Raw genomic sequence first — 16,350 nt, forward strand, 5'->3', positions numbered from 1 at the left:
CCGCAAGCGCGGACTCGCCGCTTTCAGCCGAGACGGTCCGGCCAGTCCGCGGGCAGCGTCTGTTGGCGGATCGTCGTGCCGACCGCGCCCACCGCCACGGTGGCGGCATAGAGGGGGCCGGCCTCGACCGACGCCATCGTCCAGGAGTCGCCCCCGCTCAGCAGGCGGGGCGGCGCCGGCGGCAGGGTGACGCTAAATCGGTCGAGGGGGGCAGACAGGCCCGTGCCCAAGGCCTTTACCACCGCTTCCTTGCGCGTCCACAGCCCGAAGAACGCCGGCCCGATCATCTCGGGCGGCAGGGCCGCGAGGGCGCCGGCTTCGTCCGCCGCGAAATGCGCCCGCGCGATCCGCAGGGCGTCCGGGATCGGCCGGAGCCGCTCGATATCGACGCCGATCGCGGCCGCGTCGCAGAGGCCGACGAGCGCCCGGGAGCCGGAATGCGACAGGTTGAAATCGGCGCCGCCCCCGGCCGGACTGATCAGCTCCGGCTTGCCGCCCGGTCTGGCGATCAGGCGGATCTCGGAGGGCACGCATCCCCGCGCTTCAGCCAGGATCAGCCGGAGCGCGGCGTGGCTCGCGATGAAGCGCGCCCGGTCCGCCGGCCGCAGGAATCGTTCGGCGCGGTCCTGCTCCGGTCGATCGAGGACATGCGCGCATCGCGCGAGCCGGTCCGGCGACAGGGCGAGGTCGACGAGCCACACGTCCGCCGCGCTCAAGCGACGCCTCGCGACGGATGTCGGCCCGGGCTAGGGTCTGGGGAACGTGAGGGCACGGGAGCGCATCCGGTGAAGGCGGCATGAGGAGCATCGCGCCGCATCGCGCAGTGGGCAAGGGCCGGCGCGGTTGAGCGGGCAGACCGCGCTCCGTGCCGAGAGCACCCTGCGGCAGAAGCCGAGCCTTTCCGGGCGCCGCACCCGCTACGGTGTCTTCTTCGCCACCTACCTCTATCAGGGTCTGATCGCCGGGTTCTCGCTGACCGCCCTGGCCAACCATCTCACGGCGCGGGGCGTCTCGGCGGCGGAGATCGGCGTCCATTTCGCCCTGGCCGGCCTGCCCTGGACCCTCCAGCCGCTCCTGTGGGGTCCGGTGGTCGACCGGGGCGGGGATTCCCGGATGAGCCGGCGCCGGATCTTCGCCGTCGCGGCAATCCTGGGGTGCCACGCCACCCTGGCGCTCCTGTTGTGGGGCGGCGAGGATCGGATCGGGTGGCTGGGCCTGATCTTCTTCGCGCACAGCCTCTGCGCCGCCCTCCTCGACACCGCCTGCGACCGGATGATCATGGACCACGTCCCCGAGGGCGAGCTCGGCCGGGTCAGCGGGTGCACGCGGGCGGGGTTCGTGGTCGGGACCAGCCTCAGCGCCGCGGCCTTCGCCTGGATGCTCGCGGCGTACGGGCTCGCCGTGAGCGCGCGCTGGCTCCTCGCGGCCGCCATCCTGGCGAGCCTGCCGATGCTGCTGGTCCGCGAGGCGCCGGCCGATGCGCTCGCCACGCCGACCCGGCGCGGACCGGCGCCCCGACGCCTCCCATTCCGCCGCTTCCTGCGCCGGCTCGCGGCCAGCCTCCGGCGGCCGAGGGCTCTCCGGCTCCTCGCCCTGTGCTTCGGCCTCGACGGTGCGCTGGGCCTGTTCGAACTGCCCTTCTCGGTGGATCTGCTCCAGCGCCAGGCCTGGGATCCGGCCGCCCTCTCACGGCTTCAGGCCGGGCTCGCGCTGGCGAGCGGCACGGCCGGCGCGCTGGCGGTGGGGATCTGGTCCGACAGGGCGGGCCCGGTCCGGCCGCTGCGCGCGCTCCTGCTGGCCAGCGCCGTCACCTTCATGGCCGCCGCCGCCCTGCTCGGCGCAGGCCGCGCCGGGTCGGCCGGACCGCTGATCCTGGCACTGACCGACATGCTGCCGGGCCTGCTGATCGTCGCGCTGATGCCGGCCCTGCTCCAGGCCAGCCGCGGGCGCGCGGGGGCAGCCACGCAGTTCGAGGTCTACATGGCGGCGATGAACCTGGGTTCGGTCGCCGGCACCGCGCTCGCCGGCTGGCTCGCGCCGATCCTTCCGCTGTCGGCGGCGGCGTTCTTCGTGGCGATCGTCTTTCTCGGCGCCTTCCGGGTCGCGGGCCGCGGCGATCTGCTCGCCGTCCGTGACTGAGGGAAACCGGGGATGCCGCCTTGCAGCCGGGTCCCGCCGGGCGCCCGATGCGCTAGAACGCCGCCATGGCCGCCGCGCAATCCGATCCGCCCGCCCTCGACCTGACCGCCGAGGAGGCCCGCGCCGAGCACGCGCGGCTCTCCGAGGCGATCCTGGAGGCCGACCGGCTCTACCACCAGGAGGATGCGCCGGAGATCTCGGATGCGGATTACGACCGTCTGCGCCGCCGCCTGGAGGCGATCGAGGCCCGCTTCCCCGATCTCACCGGAACCGGTGCGGCCGGCACGGCGGTGGGGGCCAAGCCCTCGGAAAAATTCGCCAAGGTGCGGCACGCGGTGCCGATGCTGTCGCTCGGCAACGCCTTCGACGACGCGGAGGTCGCCGAGTTCACGGCCCGGGTGCGCCGGTTCCTGGGCCTCGCCGAGGCCGCGCCCCTCGCCTTCACGGCGGAACCGAAGATCGACGGCCTGTCCCTGTCCCTACGCTACGTCGGCGGCCGGCTCGACACCGCCGCCACCCGCGGCGACGGCGAGGTCGGCGAGAACGTCACCGCCAATGCCCGGACCGTACACGACATCCCGGACATGCTCGCCGGCGCGGGCTGGCCGGAGATCTGTGAGGTGCGCGGCGAGGTCTACCTGTCCCACGCCGATTTCGCCGCGATCAACGCCCGCCAGGAGGCTGCGGGCAAGCCGCTCTTCGCAAACCCGCGCAACGCCGCCGCCGGCAGCCTGCGCCAGCTCGATCCGGGGATCACCGCGTCCCGGCCGCTCAAGTTCTTCGCCTATGCCTGGGGTGAGCTCTCGGCACCGATCGCCGAGACCCAGTCCGGCGCCCTGCAGCGTTTCGCCGCCTGGGGGCTGCCGGTGAACCCGCTCACCGAGACCGTCACCGACATCGCCGCGATGCTGGCCCATTACCGCCGGATCGAGGCGAACCGGGCCACGCTCGGCTACGATATCGACGGCGTCGTCTACAAGGTCGACGACCTCGCCCTGCAGAAACGGCTCGGCTTCGTCTCGCGCTCGCCGCGCTGGGCCTTGGCCCACAAGTTCGCCGCCCAGGAGGCGACGACATCGGTCGAGGATATCGTCATCAATGTCGGCCGCACCGGGTCCCTGAACCCGCTGGCGAAGCTGCGGCCCGTGACGGTCGGCGGCGTCGTGGTCTCCAACGCGACCCTACACAACGAGGGCTACGTGAAGGGCGTCGGCGCCGACGGCGAGCCGATCCGCGATGGCCGCGACATCCGCGTCGGCGACACCGTGACGGTGGTGCGGGCCGGCGACGTCATCCCCAAGGTGATGGATGTCGACCTGTCCAAGCGCCCGGCTGACGCGCAGCCCTACGCGTTCCCGGAGACCTGCCCGGCCTGCGGCAGCCGCGCCGTCCGAGCCATCAACCCGCGCACCGGCCGGCCCGACGCGATCCGCCGCTGCACCGGCGGGTTGATCTGCCCGGCGCAGGGGGTGGAGCGGCTGAAGCACTTCGTGTCGCGCAACGGTTTCGACATCGAGGGGTTCGGGGAGACCTATGTCGAGGTCCTGTTCGAGGCGGGGCTGGTGCGCCAGCCCGCGGACCTGTTCCGTCTCGACTTCGATACGCTGAAAGCCGCCATCGTGGCCCGGCGCGGGGCGCTCTCGGCCGAGCGCCGGGCCGAATCGGGGTCGGCGGAGCCGCCCAAGAAGACCCCGAAGAAGAAGGGCGAGGACGACGACAAGGCGATCAGGAACCTGCTCGCCGGCGTCGAGGCGCGCCGCAGCATCCCGATGCACCGCCTGCTGTTCGCCCTGGGCATCCCGCAGATCGGCGAATCCACTGCCAAGGCCCTGGCCAAACGCTTCCGCGACATGCCGTTACTGATCGCCGCCATCGCCGAGGCGGCCGCCGCGCAACCCGGCCCGGACTGGATCGAGCTGACCGCGGTGCCCCGGGTCGGCGGCACGACCCGGGATCGCTTGCTCGAGCTGGGCTTTCCGGAGGATGGCGAGACGCCAACCAAGGAACGCGCGCGCCTGAGCGCGCCCCAGCGCGAGAACCTGCTCGCGCATTACGGCGATCTGGACGCCGTGCGGGCCGCGCTCGATCGGGCCGGCGGACAGCGCCCGGGCGACGCCTACCAGGTCTTCGCCGATGACGGCGAGATCGGCCCGGTGGCGACGGAGGCACTGATCCTGTTCCTCTCCGAGCCGCACAATGCCGACGCGGTCTCGGCCCTGCTCGATCAGGTCCAAGTCGAGCCGATGGAGCGGCCGGAAGCGGCCTCGGCCTTCGCCGGCAAGACCGTGGTGTTCACCGGCACCCTGGAGAAGATGACCCGCAACGAGGCCAAGGCGGTGGCCGAGCGGCTCGGGGCGAAGGTCTCCGGCTCGGTCTCGGCCAGGACCGATCTGGTGGTGGCCGGTCCCGGGGCCGGCTCGAAGCTGAAGGACGCGGAAAAGCACGGCGTCCGGGTCGTGTCGGAGGACGATTGGCTCGCGATGGTGGCGCAGGGTTGAAGCGGGATTCCGCTCGGCCTAAACCGGCCTGAGAACACCCCGAGAACTCCCACCCGGCACGGTCGATCCGCGATGACGGTCCTGGCCCTCGACTTCGAGACGGCCAACGAGCGGCGCGACAGCGCCTGCGCGGTGGGACTCGCCTGGATCGCCGACGGCCGCATCGTGCGGCGGGAGAGCCACCTGATCCGGCCGCCGGAGATGCGCTTCGCGCCGGGCAACATCCGGGTCCACGGGATCCTGCCGTCGAACGTCGTCGACGCGCCCGATTTCGCCGGCGCGATGGCGCCGTACTTGGACGATCTCGCGGGCGGGCTGATCCTGGCGCACAATGCCAGCTTCGACATCGGCGTCCTGCGCGCCGGCCTCGCCCGGGCCGGCCTGCCGGTTCCGGATCTCGCCTATCTGTGCACGGTGCAGGTCGCGCGCCGGGTGTTCCCGGCCCCGGAGGGCTGCGGCCTCGGCAAAGTCGCCCGGCGCCTCGGCATCCGCTTCGAGCATCACGATGCCGGGGAGGATGCCTATGCCTGCGCGGCGATCGCCCTGGCCGCCATGCGCGAGACCGAGACGCCGGACGCGCACCGCCTCGCAGCGGCGATCGGCGTGCCCATCGCCCGGGTCGCCGGCGGACCGCCCCACACCCGTCGGATACCGGGCGCGATCAGCGGCCGGGCGCTCGCCGCCTTTTCCGCCGCCCCCGCGGCCCTGAGCTTCGCCATGCGCGGATCGACCGGCAACCGGTACGACGTCGTTCTGGAGGAGCGGGCGGGCGGTCCGCAACTGCGCTGCACCTGCAGAGCCGGCCGCTTCGGGATGCGCTGCCGCCACGTGAAGGCGCTGGAGATCGGGGACATCTCCGACCTCCTGTCCGACAACGCCACCGATGTGGCGCTGCTCGCCCGCATGCTCGGGGCGCGGGCGCGGGTGGCGTAGCGCGGCGACAACGCCGGCACGCGGGACCCGGCGACAGTCACGCCGCGTCGAGACAGGCTCCGAACGCCGCGATCGCGCGGTCCACGTCGCCGGCACCGATATGCCGGTGCGTGACCAGCCGCAGGCGCCGCTGCCCCAAGGGGCGCGTCAGGATCCCGGCGGCTTCGAGATCGGCGATCCAGCGGGCGCTGGCGCGCCCGGTCCCGGTGAGATCGACCTGGACGATGTTGGTCTGCGGGATGCTCGCGACGATGCGGGGCCCGAGCGTGTTCAGCCCGGCGCTGAGCCGGCGCGCCGTCGCATGGTCCTCGGCGAGCCGGGCTCCCATCACGGTCACCGCCTCCAGGCCGGCCGCCGCGACGATCCCGATCTGGCGCTGGGTGCCGCCGAGCATTTTCCGCAGGCGTCGCGCCTCCGCGATCACCGGGGCGGGGCCAGCCAGAACCGCCCCCGCCGGCGCGCTGAGGCCCTTGGAGAGGCAGAGGGAGACCGTGTCGACCGGCGCGGCGACCTCCGCCGGGGTCACGTCGAGCGACGCCGCGGCGTTGAACAGGCGCGCCCCGTCGAGATGCACCGGGATGCCGCGGGCCCCCGCGAGGGCGGACACCGCCGCCATATGCTGCAGCGGCAGCACAGCCCCGCCGGCCGCGTTGTGGGACGTTTCCAGGGCGATCATGCCGGTCCGAAGCGGGCTGGCGCCGGGACGGAGGGCGTCTTCCAGCCGGTCGAGGTCCATGGCCCCGTCGGTCCCCGGCAGGCCGAGCAGGAACGTGCCCGTGAAGGTCGCCGCACCCCGCTCGGTGTTGACCATGTGGGCCTGCGCCTCGAGCAGGATCTGCTCGCTGCGCCGGACCTGCGCCAGGATCGCGAGCAGATTGGCCATGGTGCAGCTCGGCACGAACAGGCCCGCCTCCTTGCCGAGGATCGCGGCGGCGGTCTCTTCGAGGTCCCGCGCGGTGGGGTCGCCTTCGAGCCCGTCGTCCCCCAGCGGCGCCGTGCGCATCCGGGCATACATCGCCTCGGTGGGCCGGGTGACCGTGTCGCTACGCAGGTCGACGGCAGCCGCCGCTGCGGCCTCGCGGGTCAGATCGTGTGACAACTCGAACTCGCTGGCCCTATCGATACACGCTCTCGTCGCCGGAATCGGTCGGGCTGGCCAGGGCGCGCCGCAGCACGTCGCTCATCGACAGTTCGAGGTTGATGCCCCGCGGCGGGATCGGGCGCTCGAAGTACCGGGTGTAGAGCCGCGCCACGGTGCCGTCCTGGATCAGTTCGACCACCGCCTTGTCGACGGCCGCCTTGAAGGCCGGGTCGTCCTTCGGCTCCAGAATGCCGTAGGGCGCGAATTCGAAGCCCTTGGTGCCGATCTTGTAGTCACCCGGCCGCTTGGCGCCCGCGACCGTGGCGTGCGCGAGGGCATCGTCGTTGATCGCGCCGGCGGCGCGGCCGGTCTCCACGAGCAGGAACACCTCCGCGGTGTCCTTGGCCGGCATCACCTGGATTTGGAGCTTGTCCTGGACGTTGAGCCGAGTCGCGACGCGCTGGGTCTCGCCGCCGGCCTGCGCCGAGATGGCCTTGCCACGGAACGAGGCGATGTCGTTCACGTCGACCGGCGCGTCCTTCTTGGCGACCAGCACCACCTGCGCCACGAAGGTCGTCGGTGCGAACGAGACTAGCTTGTGCCGCTCCGGCAGGTTGCTGGCGGTGCCGCATTCGAGGTCGATCGTGCCGTTGTTGATCAGCGGGATCCGGGTCGCCGACATCACCGGCACGTGGCGGATGTCGATCTTCGAGAGGCCCAGGACCGCCTTGAGCTTCTCCGCGACGTGCTCGCATATCTCGAGCGAATAGCCGACCGGCTTGGCGTCCTGGTCGAGGAAACCGAAGGGCGGTGACGCGTCGGGGAAGCCGAGGCTGATCTGGCCGGTGGCGCGAATCTTGTCGAGGCGCCCCTCGGCGGCGGCGGGGGCGGCGAGCCCGGCCCAGCACAGAGAGGCCACCAGAAGCGAAAGCGCCCTCGACACGATCCGAACCCCCTCGTTATCCCGGAACCGTCAATGCTCCGGACCCGCGCGACATCGGGCTGTCGCGCCGAATCTTTGCCGACTGATCGTAGGAGCGGCGGCGGGACCGCGTCCAATGCCGATTCACCCGCCCAGCATACGGATCCGATATGGCCGAGCGGCGCATGACTTTCCGGCACATCGAGGCTTTCCGGGCGGTGGTGGCCACCGGCTCCATGACCGAGGCGAGCCGGCACCTCCACACTTCGCAACCGCAGGTGAGCCGGCTGATCGCCCAGCTCGAGACGATCACCGGCCTTCCGCTCTTCGACCGCAGCGGCAGCCGGGTGGTCCCCTCCCTCGACGGCACCCGCTTCCACGCCGAGGTCGAGCGGGCCTTCGTGGGTCTCACCAGCCTGGAGGCGGCGGCTGCACGCATCCGCGCCTTCGGCGCTGAGCGGCTGCGGGTCGCGGCGATGCCCCGGCTGGCGGGGGGCCTCCTGGCCCGGGCGGTCGTGCGCTTCCGCGCTGCGCACCCGGACGTGGTCGTGGCGATCCATTCCGGGGACGACGACACGGTGAATAACTGGGTTGCCACCGGCTTCTGCGATGCCGCGCTGACGATGCTCTACGGCGAAGCCCGGGACGCCCGGCTCGATCATGTCGAGACGCGCGCCTGCGTCGCGGTCCTGCCGGAGGACCACCCGCTGACGGCGCGCGCCGTGCTGGGACCTGCGGATTTTCGCGGCGTGCCCTTCGTCGCCTCCTCCCTCGGAAGCGCCCTGCGCGAACGGACCGAGGCCGTGTTCGATGCGGCCGGGATCGCGCTGACGATCACCGCCGAGGCGGGGCTCGGCGCGTCGATCTGCACCCTGGTCTCGGCCGGGCTCGGCGTCAGCGTGATGAATCCGCTCGCCGCGCACGAGGAGGCGAAGATCTCGCCGATCGCGATTCGGCCCTTCGCACCGGCCCTGCCCGTCCGATTCGCGCTGCTGTTCCCGCCCGACCGGGCGCGGGGGCGCCTGATGCGGGCCTTCGGTGCCTGCGCACGCGCCGTCCTTCTGGAGGAACTGTCACGGTTGCCGGACGCCGCCCACGGGCGTCCGGCCGGCTGATCTCAGGCGGCGCGCTTCTCGGCCTCCGCGTAGAAGGTGCCGCCGCGCTGAGCCATGGCGGCGAGGTTGTCGGGCACCCGGAACCGCGGGCCGTGCTTGGCTTCGAGCCCGCGCGCCAGATCGACGAAGGCCGCCGCGCCCATGAAGTCGATGTAGGACAGGGCCCCCCCGGTGAACGGCGCGAAGCCGAATCCGAGGATCGAGCCGACATCGGCCTCGCGCGGGTCGGTGATCACGCCCTCCCCCACCGTGCGGGCGGCCTCCAGAGCCTGCACCACCAGCAGCCGCTGCTTCAGCTCGTTGAAGTCCACCGCATCGGGGTCGAGGCGGCTCGGCTGGAGGTCCTTCAGGCCGGGCCAGAGGCGCTTCGGCGCGCCCTCGGGATAGTCGTAGAAGCCCTTGCGGTTCTTCCGGCCGAGGCGGCCCTGGGTCTCGACCATCGCGGACAGGATCGCCTTCTGCGCCGGGTCGACGGCACCCTGCCCGACCTGGGCCTCGGTCGCCTTGGCGATCTTGAGCACAAGGTCGAGGGCGACCTCGTCGTTCAGCGAGAGCGGCCCGACCGGCATGCCCGCCTGGCGGCCGGCACTCTCGATCATCGCCGGCGGCACGCCCTCGGCGAGCATCTTGTGCCCTTCGAGGATGTAGGCGCCGACGCAGCGGTTGGCGAAGAAGCCGCGGGCGTCATTCACCACGATCGGGGTCTTCTTGATCAGGCGCACGTAGTCGAGGGCCGTGGCCAGCGCGGCGTCCCCGGTGGCCTCGCCCTTGATGATCTCGACCAGCATCATCTTCTCCACCGGGGAGAAGAAGTGGATGCCGACGAACTGGGCCGGCCGCTGCGCGCCCATGGCGAGGCCAGTGATCGGCAGGGTCGAGGTGTTGGACGCGAAGATCGCGTCGGGACGGATCACCGCCTCGACCTTCCGGATCACCTCGGCCTTCACCTTCGGATCCTCGAAGACGGCCTCGATGACGAGGTCGCATGCGGCGAGCGCACCGTAATCCGAGGTGGCCTGGATCCGGCCGAGCAGCGCGTCCCGGTCGGCGGTCTTGGCGCGGCCCTTGTTGATCTGGCCGGTGATCAGCGTGTGGGCGTAGGCCTTGCCCTTCTCGGCGGCTTCGACCGACTGGTCGACCAGCACCACCTCGATGCCCGCCTGGGCGGTCACATAGGCGACGCCTGCACCCATGAACCCGGCGCCGATCACGCCGACCCGGTTCAGACGGGTGGCCGGCACGTCCTTCGGCCGGCGGGCGCCCTTGTTCAGCTCGCCCATCGAGATGAACAGCGTGCGGATCATCGCCGCCGCCTCGGTCGAGCGCAGGATATGAGCGAAGTAACGGCTCTCCACCCGCAGGGCGAGGTCCATCGGCAGCTGCAGCCCCTCGTACACGGAGGCCAGGATCGCCTTGGCGGCCGGATAATTGTCGTGCGTCTCGCGCCGGTAGATGGCGTTGGCCGGCGGCCAGATCATCATGCCGGCGGGCGAGTAGACCTTGCCGGAGGGCGCCTTGAACTTCGGCACGTCCCACGGCGCCACCGCGGAGCCGCCCTCGCGGATCCAGGCCTTGGCGCGCTCGACGATCTCGCCCTGGGGCGCCACCGCGTGGATTAGTCCCATGCCCTTGGCCATGGGCGCGCGGATCTGCTCGCCCTTGAACAGCATCTGCAACGCGTCGCCGGTCTGCATCAGCCGGGCGACCCGCTGCGTGCCGCCGCCGCCCGGGAACAGGCCGACCTTGATCTCCGGCAGGCCGACCCGGGTCTTCCCGTCATCCGAGGCGACCCGATAATGGCAGGCGAGCGCCAGCTCGAAGGCGCCGCCCAGGCACAGGCCCTGGATCGCCGCCGCGAAGGGCTTGCCGCAGGTCTCCAGCCGCCGGAACAACAGCGACAGGCGCCGGGACGCCTCGAAGAAGTGGCGCATCGCTACTTCCTCGCCCTGCTCGGCCTTGAGCTGCTCGTAGGCCCGGCCGAGGCCCTGGAGCATGGTGAGATCCGCGCCGCCGGAGAAGTTGTCCTTGCCGGTGGCGATCACGCAGCCCTTGATGGCCGGATCGGAGGCGACCTGCGCGATGATCCGCTCCAGCTGGTCCATCACGCCTTCGGTGATCACGTTCATCGAACGGCCAGGCATATCCCAGGTCGCCAGAGCGATACCGTCGGGATCAGTCTCGAAGCGGAAATCGGTCAGCGTCACGGTGCCGTCCTCCCAGGATGGCGTCGGCATGAATCCGACGCGCCCACGTTAAGGTTGTGTAGAGCGCCATCGTCCAAGGTCTTCCCGTCGGGGGGAACCGACGGAAGCCGGACATGATGAAGGATATCGGCTGCCGCGCCTGCCGCGCCGGCACCAAGCTCGACTTCGAGTTCACGATGGCGTTCCAGCCAATCCTCGACCTCACGGACCGATCCGTCTGGGCCTATGAGGCGCTGGTGCGCGGCCCGAACGGCGAGCCGGCCGGGACGATCCTCGATCGCGTCACCGAGGAGACGCGCTACCAGTTCGATCAGGCCGCCCGCGTCAAGGCGATTGAACTCGCCGGGCGCCTCTTCGCCCGCGACAGCGGCACGCGGCTGTCGATCAACTTCATGCCGAATGCCGTCTACGAGCCGAATGCCTGTATCCGCGCGTCCCTGGAGGCGGCGCGACGCGTCGACTTCGCGCATCGGCGGATCATGTTCGAGTTCACCGAGCAGGAGCGGTTCCACGATACCGCGCACGTCAAGCGTATCGTGGCGGCTTACAGGAAGCAGGGCTTCCTCACCGCGCTGGACGATTTCGGCGCCGGCTTCGCGGGCCTGAGCCTCCTGGCGAATTTCCGCCCCGACCTGATCAAGATCGACATGGACCTGCTGCGCGGCCTCGATACCGATGCCGGCCGCCACGCCATCGTCTCGGGGGTGGTCGCCATCGCCCGGGCGCTCGACGTGACGGTCCTCGCGGAGGGCGTCGAGACCGCGGGTGAACTCGACGCCCTTCGCGATCTCGGAATCACGCTCGTGCAGGGCTACCACTTCGCCAAGCCGCTTCTGGAGGCGCTGCCGCCCGTGGCGGGATTCGCCCCCATGGCGGCCGCGCGCGCGGCCTGAGGCCAGCCGGTCGCGCGCGGCGCCCATCGCCTACTTCTGCGCCGGGGCGGGCGCCGCAGCGGGCGGCACCGGGGGCGCACCGGGCTTCGGCGTGTTGTCGGTCGCCGAGGCAACCGCCAGCATGTTGAGCAGCTTCGTCACCGAGTTCTGGGAAATCGCCGTCGCCGCGGAATTGGGATCGGCGTTCATGGTCTGGAACTTGAGGTAGGTCGGGTCGGCATAGATCTCGTCGAGGTGCTTCAGCTCGGCCAGCGTGAACTTCTGCGCGTATTCCTTCGACAGCCCCTCGACCATGATGCCGCGCTGCTTATCGAACTCGTCGGTGAGTTCCTTGCGCACGGACTCGGCACGCGCCTCCGGCATCGGCGCCACGGTCTTCTCCAGGGCGACGTTGAAGCCGGTCTGGAGGTTCTTGATTAGGGTCTTGTTCACGAGGGCGGTCGCCGCGGCGACACGGTCGGCGGTCTCGTCGGCGCGGGCGGCGAGCGGCAGGCTCAGTGTGGCGCCCAGGCAGAGCGTCGCGATCAGGCGGTTCAAGGGCTTGTCTCCCATCGATTTATCGTCCGGCCCGGGGCCGGGCCGATCGTCGCCCGCGCCTCTATCAGCGTTCCAGGCCTTTGGGGAGCGGCGCCACGCCGCTCCCGTGCCGGGGTGCCGTCAGACCCGCTCGATGATCGTGGCGGTGCCCATGCCGGCGCCGATGCACAGCGTCACCAGGGCGCGCTCCTTGCCGGTCCGCTCCAGCTCGTCGAGGGCGGTGCCCAGGATCATCGCCCCCGTCGCCCCGAGGGGGTGGCCCAGGGCGATGGCGCCGCCGTTGACGTTGACCGCCTCCGGGTCGAGGTCGAAGGCCTGGCAGAAGCGCAGCACCACCGCCGCGAAGGCCTCGTTGACCTCGAACAGGTCGATATCGGACAGGCTCATCCCGGTCCGCGCCAGGACCTTGCGGGTCACGTCCACCGGCCCGGTGAGCATGAGCGCCGGATCGGAGCCGATATTGGCGAAGGCCCGGATCCGGCCGCGCGGGCGCAGGCCGGCCGCCTCGCCGGCCGCCCGCGAGCCGATCAGAACGGCGGCCGCGCCGTCGACGATGCCGGAGGAGTTGCCGGCGTGGTGGACGTGATCCACCGCCTCCACGTCGGGATGCGCGTCGATGGCCACAGCATCGAATCCGCCCATCTGGCCCATCTGGACGAAGGACGCCTTCAGCGCGGCCAGCGACTGCATGTCGGTGCCCGGCCGCATGTGCTCGTCGCGGTCGAGCAGCGTGATGCCGTTCACGTCGCGGACCGAGACTACGGACCGGTCGAACAGCCCCTCGGCCCAGGATCGCGCCGCGCGCGCCTGCGAGCGGACCGCGTAGGCGTCGCAATCGTCCCGGCTGAAGCCGTACTTGGTGGCGATCAGGTCGGCCGAGATGCCCTGCGGCATGAAGTAGGACTTGATGGCGATCGCCGGGTCGACCGGCCAGGCGCCGCCCGAGGCGCCGATGCCGATGCGGCTCATCGCTTCGACGCCGCCACCCACCGCCATCGCATGCTGGCCGCTCATGACCTGGGCGGCGGCGAAGTTCACCGCGTCGAGGCCGGAGGCGCAGAACCGGTTGATCTGCACGCCGGGGACATGGGCGCCGTAATCGGCCACCAGGGCCGCGGCCCGGGCGATGTCGCCGCCCGCCTCGCCCACGGGGTCGACGCAGCCCAGGATCACGTCGTCGACGAGGTGGGTGTCGAGCCCGTTGCGGTCCTTGAGGGCGCGCAAGGCCGTCTCGGCGAGGCGGAGCGCCGTCACCTCGTGGAGGGAGCCGTCCGCTTTGCCGCGCCCCCGCGGCGTGCGAACGTGGTCGTAGATGAAGGCGTCCGTCATCAGCACTCCCCCGGGGTCCCCGTTCTCGCCTCGCGGCGACGCGGCCTTACAGGGCCGTCTCGGCTCACGCCAGTCTGCCACGGCGCACGCGCCCTCGGCCAGCCCCGACTGCACGGAGACGGCGGAGAGCGCGTGACAGCGCAGGTGTTCTGAGACGTTTATCTGCGGCGGGCCCGGATCAGGACGGCGCCGCACACGGATCAGCTCCCCTGCCGGAGCCGACCCGCGCAGTCATGCGCAGGTCGGCTCCGGATCAGGGGCGAGCCTTCAACTAGTCCTGGAGCATCCGCTTCAGCAGCTCGACTTCGTCGCCGAGCACCGAATCTTCGCCGATCTGCTTCTCGATCTTGCGCACCGCGTGGAGGACCGTGGTGTGATCGCGCCCGCCGAATCGGCGGCCGATCTCCGGGAGCGAGCGCAGCGTCAGCACCTTCGAGAGGTACATGGCGATCTGGCGCGGCTTGACCACGGCGGCGGTGCGCCGTTCCGACAGGATATCCGAGCGGGAGACGTTGTAGCGCGAGGCGACCAGTTTCTGGATGTCCTCGATCTTGATGCGCTTCGGCTCGCGATTCTTCACGAGGTCGCGGATCGCGCTCTCGGCGGTTTCCATCGTCACGGCGGTGCCGGTGAGGGTCGCATGCGCGAGCAGGCGGTTCACGGCGCCTTCGAGGTCGCGGCCGTTGGCGGTGATCGCCCGGGCCACGTAGGTCGCCACCTGCGGCGAGACGTCGAAGCCCGGATGCGAGGCCCGCACGGCGGCGAGGCGCGCCGACAGGATCGAGACGCGCAGCGCCTCGTCCAGGGCGGTGATCTCGACCACGAGGCCGCCGCCCAGGCGCGAGCGGACCCGCTCGTCGAGGGCCTCGAGCTCGGTCGGGGGGCGGTCCGAGGCGACCACCACCTGCCGGCCGGCATCGATCAGCGCGTTGATCGTGTGGCCGAACTCGGCCTGGATCGACTTGCCCTGGATGAACTGCACGTCGTCGAGGATCAGGAGATCGATCCCGCGCAGGCGCTCCTTGTAGGCCAGCGCCGACTGCGTCTTCAGGGCGTTGACGAAGCCATACATGAACCGGTCGGCGGTCAGGTAGATGACCCGGCGCCCAGCCTCGCGGGCGGCGTGGCCGATGCCGTGCAGGAGATGGGTCTTGCCCAGGCCCACGCCGGCATGGAGGTAGAGCGGGTTGTAGAGCGCGCCCTCCCCCTGGTGGGCGGCGACCCGCTCGGCGGCGGCGTGCGCCAGGGCGTTGGAGCGGCCGATCACGAAGCTCGCGAAGGTCAGCCGCGCATCCAGGGGCGTGCCGCTGAGATCGCCGCTCTCCGCGGGGCGCGGCTCCGGGGCGATCGCGGGCACCGACACGGGCGTACCGGCTGCGTGCAGACGGGCGAGCGGCCCGCTGGCCGGATTTGCCTTCGGCGCCCCCGTGGAGACGGTGCGGACCGGAGCGCCGGTGCCGCGCACGCCGACCTCGATCCGCGCGATCTCCTCGACCTCGGCCTTGAAGGTATTGAGCACGCGGTCGAGGTAGTGCGACTCGATCCAGCTCTTGAGGAAGCGGGTCGGCACCGTCAGACGCGCCGTGCCGCCGGCGACCGCCTCCAGCTCAAGACGGGCGAACCAGCTCGCGAAGACATCCTCGCCGAGCTCTGCGCGCAGGCGGCGCTTCACGCGCGCCCAGGCGGATCCGTAATCCATGGTGCCGCCGCCGTTGCGGCCGCCTTCGTCGTCGCTCGCCACAGTTCCGTCGACACGCATCATTGGCTCTCCCAACGCTGCCCCCGGAGTCCCGCAGGCGGCGCGTACGCACGAATTACGCCCTCAGAGTCCCGCACGAACGGGCGGGACAGGGTCCCCCGAACGGAGTCAAGCCCATAACGAGGAACTTTTGCCGATTGGGAGAGCCTATCAACAATTACCTACGGTTCCTTTAACAGTGGGACTTGCGGGGACGGCGCGGATTCCCATCCGGAAGTGTTTCGGCGGGTGCTGACCCGCCGCGCTAGAGTCTTGGCGAATCGGATTGATTCGCCTGAGTCCCGAAATTGCGCTGTTTTGCTTGAACGGTGTCAGTTTTTGTTAAACTACACGCCGTGCATTGACTCTGCAATGTCGCCGATTCTTGGATAGGGTTAACGCTTCCGGCCGGCTCGGGCCCCCGGGCGTCCGGTCGGCGGGGATGCGGGCAAGAAAAAAGCCCGGCTCAGGGAGCCGGGCTTCAGGACGTCTCGATTTTAGGGGTGGTTTAGGCGGCGAGCGCCTTCACCCGGGCGGCCAGCCGCGAAACCTTCCGCGACACGTTGTTCTTGTGAACGATGCCGTGCTGGGCAGCGCGCATCATCTCCGGCTCGGCGGCGCGCAGGGCGGTGAGCGCGTCCTGCTGGTTGCCGGAGGCGATCGCCTCCTCGACCTTGCGGACGAAGGTGCGCATGCGCGAGCGACGCGAGCGGTTGATCGCCGTGCGCTTGGCGATCTTGCGGGTCATTTTCTTGGCCGAAGCGGTGTTGGCCATGGAATCCTCGTTCTCTTCGTCGGGCGATGCCGACGGGCCGGCTCTGCCGGAAATCGGTCGTCGCGTCAGGTTGTCTGGCGATGGCCGCGACGCAGCGCGCGCGAAGGCGCGGCCTCTCGGCGAAGCGCGCTCTATAGACACGGTGCGGTGTCGCGTCAACGCACCTCCCGCGGCAGAGCAGCCGGG

Annotated in this window: 13 protein-coding genes; 5 read left to right on the forward strand and 8 right to left on the reverse strand. The window is 70.9% G+C overall.

Annotation, left to right across the window (positions count from 1 at the left end; all coding sequences use genetic code 11):
• Positions 1–23 precede the first annotated feature (23 nt).
• Positions 24–716 carry a 4'-phosphopantetheinyl transferase family protein gene (locus AC3IF3_RS05670; RefSeq protein WP_489227752.1) on the reverse strand — a complete coding sequence of 231 codons (693 nt, stop codon included), beginning with the start codon at positions 714–716 and terminating at the stop codon, positions 24–26.
• 127 nt (positions 717–843) lie between these two features.
• Between AC3IF3_RS05670 and AC3IF3_RS05675 the strand changes: the two genes are divergently transcribed.
• The 3 genes from AC3IF3_RS05675 to AC3IF3_RS05685 all read left to right on the forward strand — a co-directional run bounded on the left by AC3IF3_RS05675 (position 844) and on the right by AC3IF3_RS05685 (position 5,570).
• On the forward strand, positions 844–2,139 hold the full coding sequence (locus tag AC3IF3_RS05675) for an MFS transporter (RefSeq protein WP_489227754.1): 1,296 nt from the start codon (positions 844–846) through the stop codon (positions 2,137–2,139).
• A 65-nt stretch (positions 2,140–2,204) separates the two neighbouring features.
• Positions 2,205–4,637, forward strand: a complete 2,433-nt coding sequence (gene ligA / locus AC3IF3_RS05680; protein ID WP_489227756.1) for an NAD-dependent DNA ligase LigA — start codon at positions 2,205–2,207, stop codon at positions 4,635–4,637.
• A gap of 72 nt (positions 4,638–4,709) precedes the next feature.
• Positions 4,710–5,570, forward strand: a complete 861-nt coding sequence (locus AC3IF3_RS05685; protein WP_489227758.1) for a 3'-5' exonuclease — start codon at positions 4,710–4,712, stop codon at positions 5,568–5,570.
• A gap of 37 nt (positions 5,571–5,607) precedes the next feature.
• On the opposite strand, the gene AC3IF3_RS05690 is transcribed toward AC3IF3_RS05685, so the two are convergent.
• A complete protein-coding gene (locus AC3IF3_RS05690; RefSeq protein WP_489227760.1) occupies positions 5,608–6,669 on the reverse strand; it encodes a threonine aldolase family protein in 1,062 nt (353 codons plus the stop codon).
• 16 nt (positions 6,670–6,685) lie between these two features.
• On the reverse strand, positions 6,686–7,594 hold the full coding sequence (locus AC3IF3_RS05695; protein ID WP_489227762.1) for an amino acid ABC transporter substrate-binding protein: 909 nt from the start codon (positions 7,592–7,594) through the stop codon (positions 6,686–6,688).
• A 164-nt stretch (positions 7,595–7,758) separates the two neighbouring features.
• Here AC3IF3_RS05695 and AC3IF3_RS05700 point away from each other — a divergent pair, with 164 nt between their 5' ends.
• On the forward strand, positions 7,759–8,688 hold the full coding sequence (locus tag AC3IF3_RS05700; RefSeq protein ID WP_489227763.1) for a LysR substrate-binding domain-containing protein: 930 nt from the start codon (positions 7,759–7,761) through the stop codon (positions 8,686–8,688).
• A 2-nt stretch (positions 8,689–8,690) separates the two neighbouring features.
• Here the strand turns inward: AC3IF3_RS05700 and AC3IF3_RS05705 are convergent, their stop codons facing one another.
• A complete protein-coding gene (locus tag AC3IF3_RS05705; RefSeq protein ID WP_489231248.1) occupies positions 8,691–10,892 on the reverse strand; it encodes a 3-hydroxyacyl-CoA dehydrogenase NAD-binding domain-containing protein in 2,202 nt (733 codons plus the stop codon).
• 113 nt (positions 10,893–11,005) lie between these two features.
• On the opposite strand from AC3IF3_RS05705, the gene AC3IF3_RS05710 reads away from it, so the two are divergent.
• Positions 11,006–11,785, forward strand: coding sequence for an EAL domain-containing protein (locus AC3IF3_RS05710; protein WP_489220051.1), 780 nt, complete (start codon positions 11,006–11,008; stop codon positions 11,783–11,785).
• A 30-nt stretch (positions 11,786–11,815) separates the two neighbouring features.
• On the opposite strand, the gene AC3IF3_RS05715 is transcribed toward AC3IF3_RS05710, so the two are convergent.
• The 4 genes from AC3IF3_RS05715 to rpsT form a co-directional block, all read right to left on the reverse strand.
• The gene (locus AC3IF3_RS05715; protein WP_489227765.1) at positions 11,816–12,322 is read right to left on the reverse strand and encodes a DUF2059 domain-containing protein; all 507 of its coding nucleotides are present in this window, start codon (positions 12,320–12,322) and stop codon (positions 11,816–11,818) included.
• A gap of 120 nt (positions 12,323–12,442) precedes the next feature.
• On the reverse strand, positions 12,443–13,651 hold the full coding sequence (locus AC3IF3_RS05720; protein ID WP_489227766.1) for an acetyl-CoA C-acetyltransferase: 1,209 nt from the start codon (positions 13,649–13,651) through the stop codon (positions 12,443–12,445).
• A 271-nt stretch (positions 13,652–13,922) separates the two neighbouring features.
• On the reverse strand, positions 13,923–15,410 hold the full coding sequence (dnaA, locus tag AC3IF3_RS05725; RefSeq protein WP_489231249.1) for a chromosomal replication initiator protein DnaA: 1,488 nt from the start codon (positions 15,408–15,410) through the stop codon (positions 13,923–13,925).
• A 487-nt stretch (positions 15,411–15,897) separates the two neighbouring features.
• A complete protein-coding gene (rpsT, locus tag AC3IF3_RS05730; RefSeq protein ID WP_243964963.1) occupies positions 15,898–16,164 on the reverse strand; it encodes a 30S ribosomal protein S20 in 267 nt (88 codons plus the stop codon).
• Positions 16,165–16,350 lie beyond the last annotated feature (186 nt).

Source organism: Methylobacterium sp. J-118 (assembly GCF_057836565.1).

What these genes read in the sequence shown, in the direction of transcription:
- ligA (WP_489227756.1), top strand. Translation starts at nt 2,205, where the DNA reads ATGGCCGCCGCGCAATCCGATCCGCCCGCCCTCGACCTGACCGCCGAG.
- AC3IF3_RS05685 (WP_489227758.1), top strand. Translation starts at nt 4,710, where the DNA reads ATGACGGTCCTGGCCCTCGACTTCGAGACGGCCAACGAGCGGCGCGAC.
- AC3IF3_RS05700 (WP_489227763.1), top strand. Translation starts at nt 7,759, where the DNA reads ATGACTTTCCGGCACATCGAGGCTTTCCGGGCGGTGGTGGCCACCGGC.
- AC3IF3_RS05710 (WP_489220051.1), top strand. Translation starts at nt 11,006, where the DNA reads ATGATGAAGGATATCGGCTGCCGCGCCTGCCGCGCCGGCACCAAGCTC.
- AC3IF3_RS05720 (WP_489227766.1), bottom strand. Translation starts at nt 13,651, where the DNA reads ATGACGGACGCCTTCATCTACGACCACGTTCGCACGCCGCGGGGGCGC.
- dnaA (WP_489231249.1), bottom strand. Translation starts at nt 15,410, where the DNA reads ATGCGTGTCGACGGAACTGTGGCGAGCGACGACGAAGGCGGCCGCAAC.
- rpsT (WP_243964963.1), bottom strand. Translation starts at nt 16,164, where the DNA reads ATGGCCAACACCGCTTCGGCCAAGAAAATGACCCGCAAGATCGCCAAG.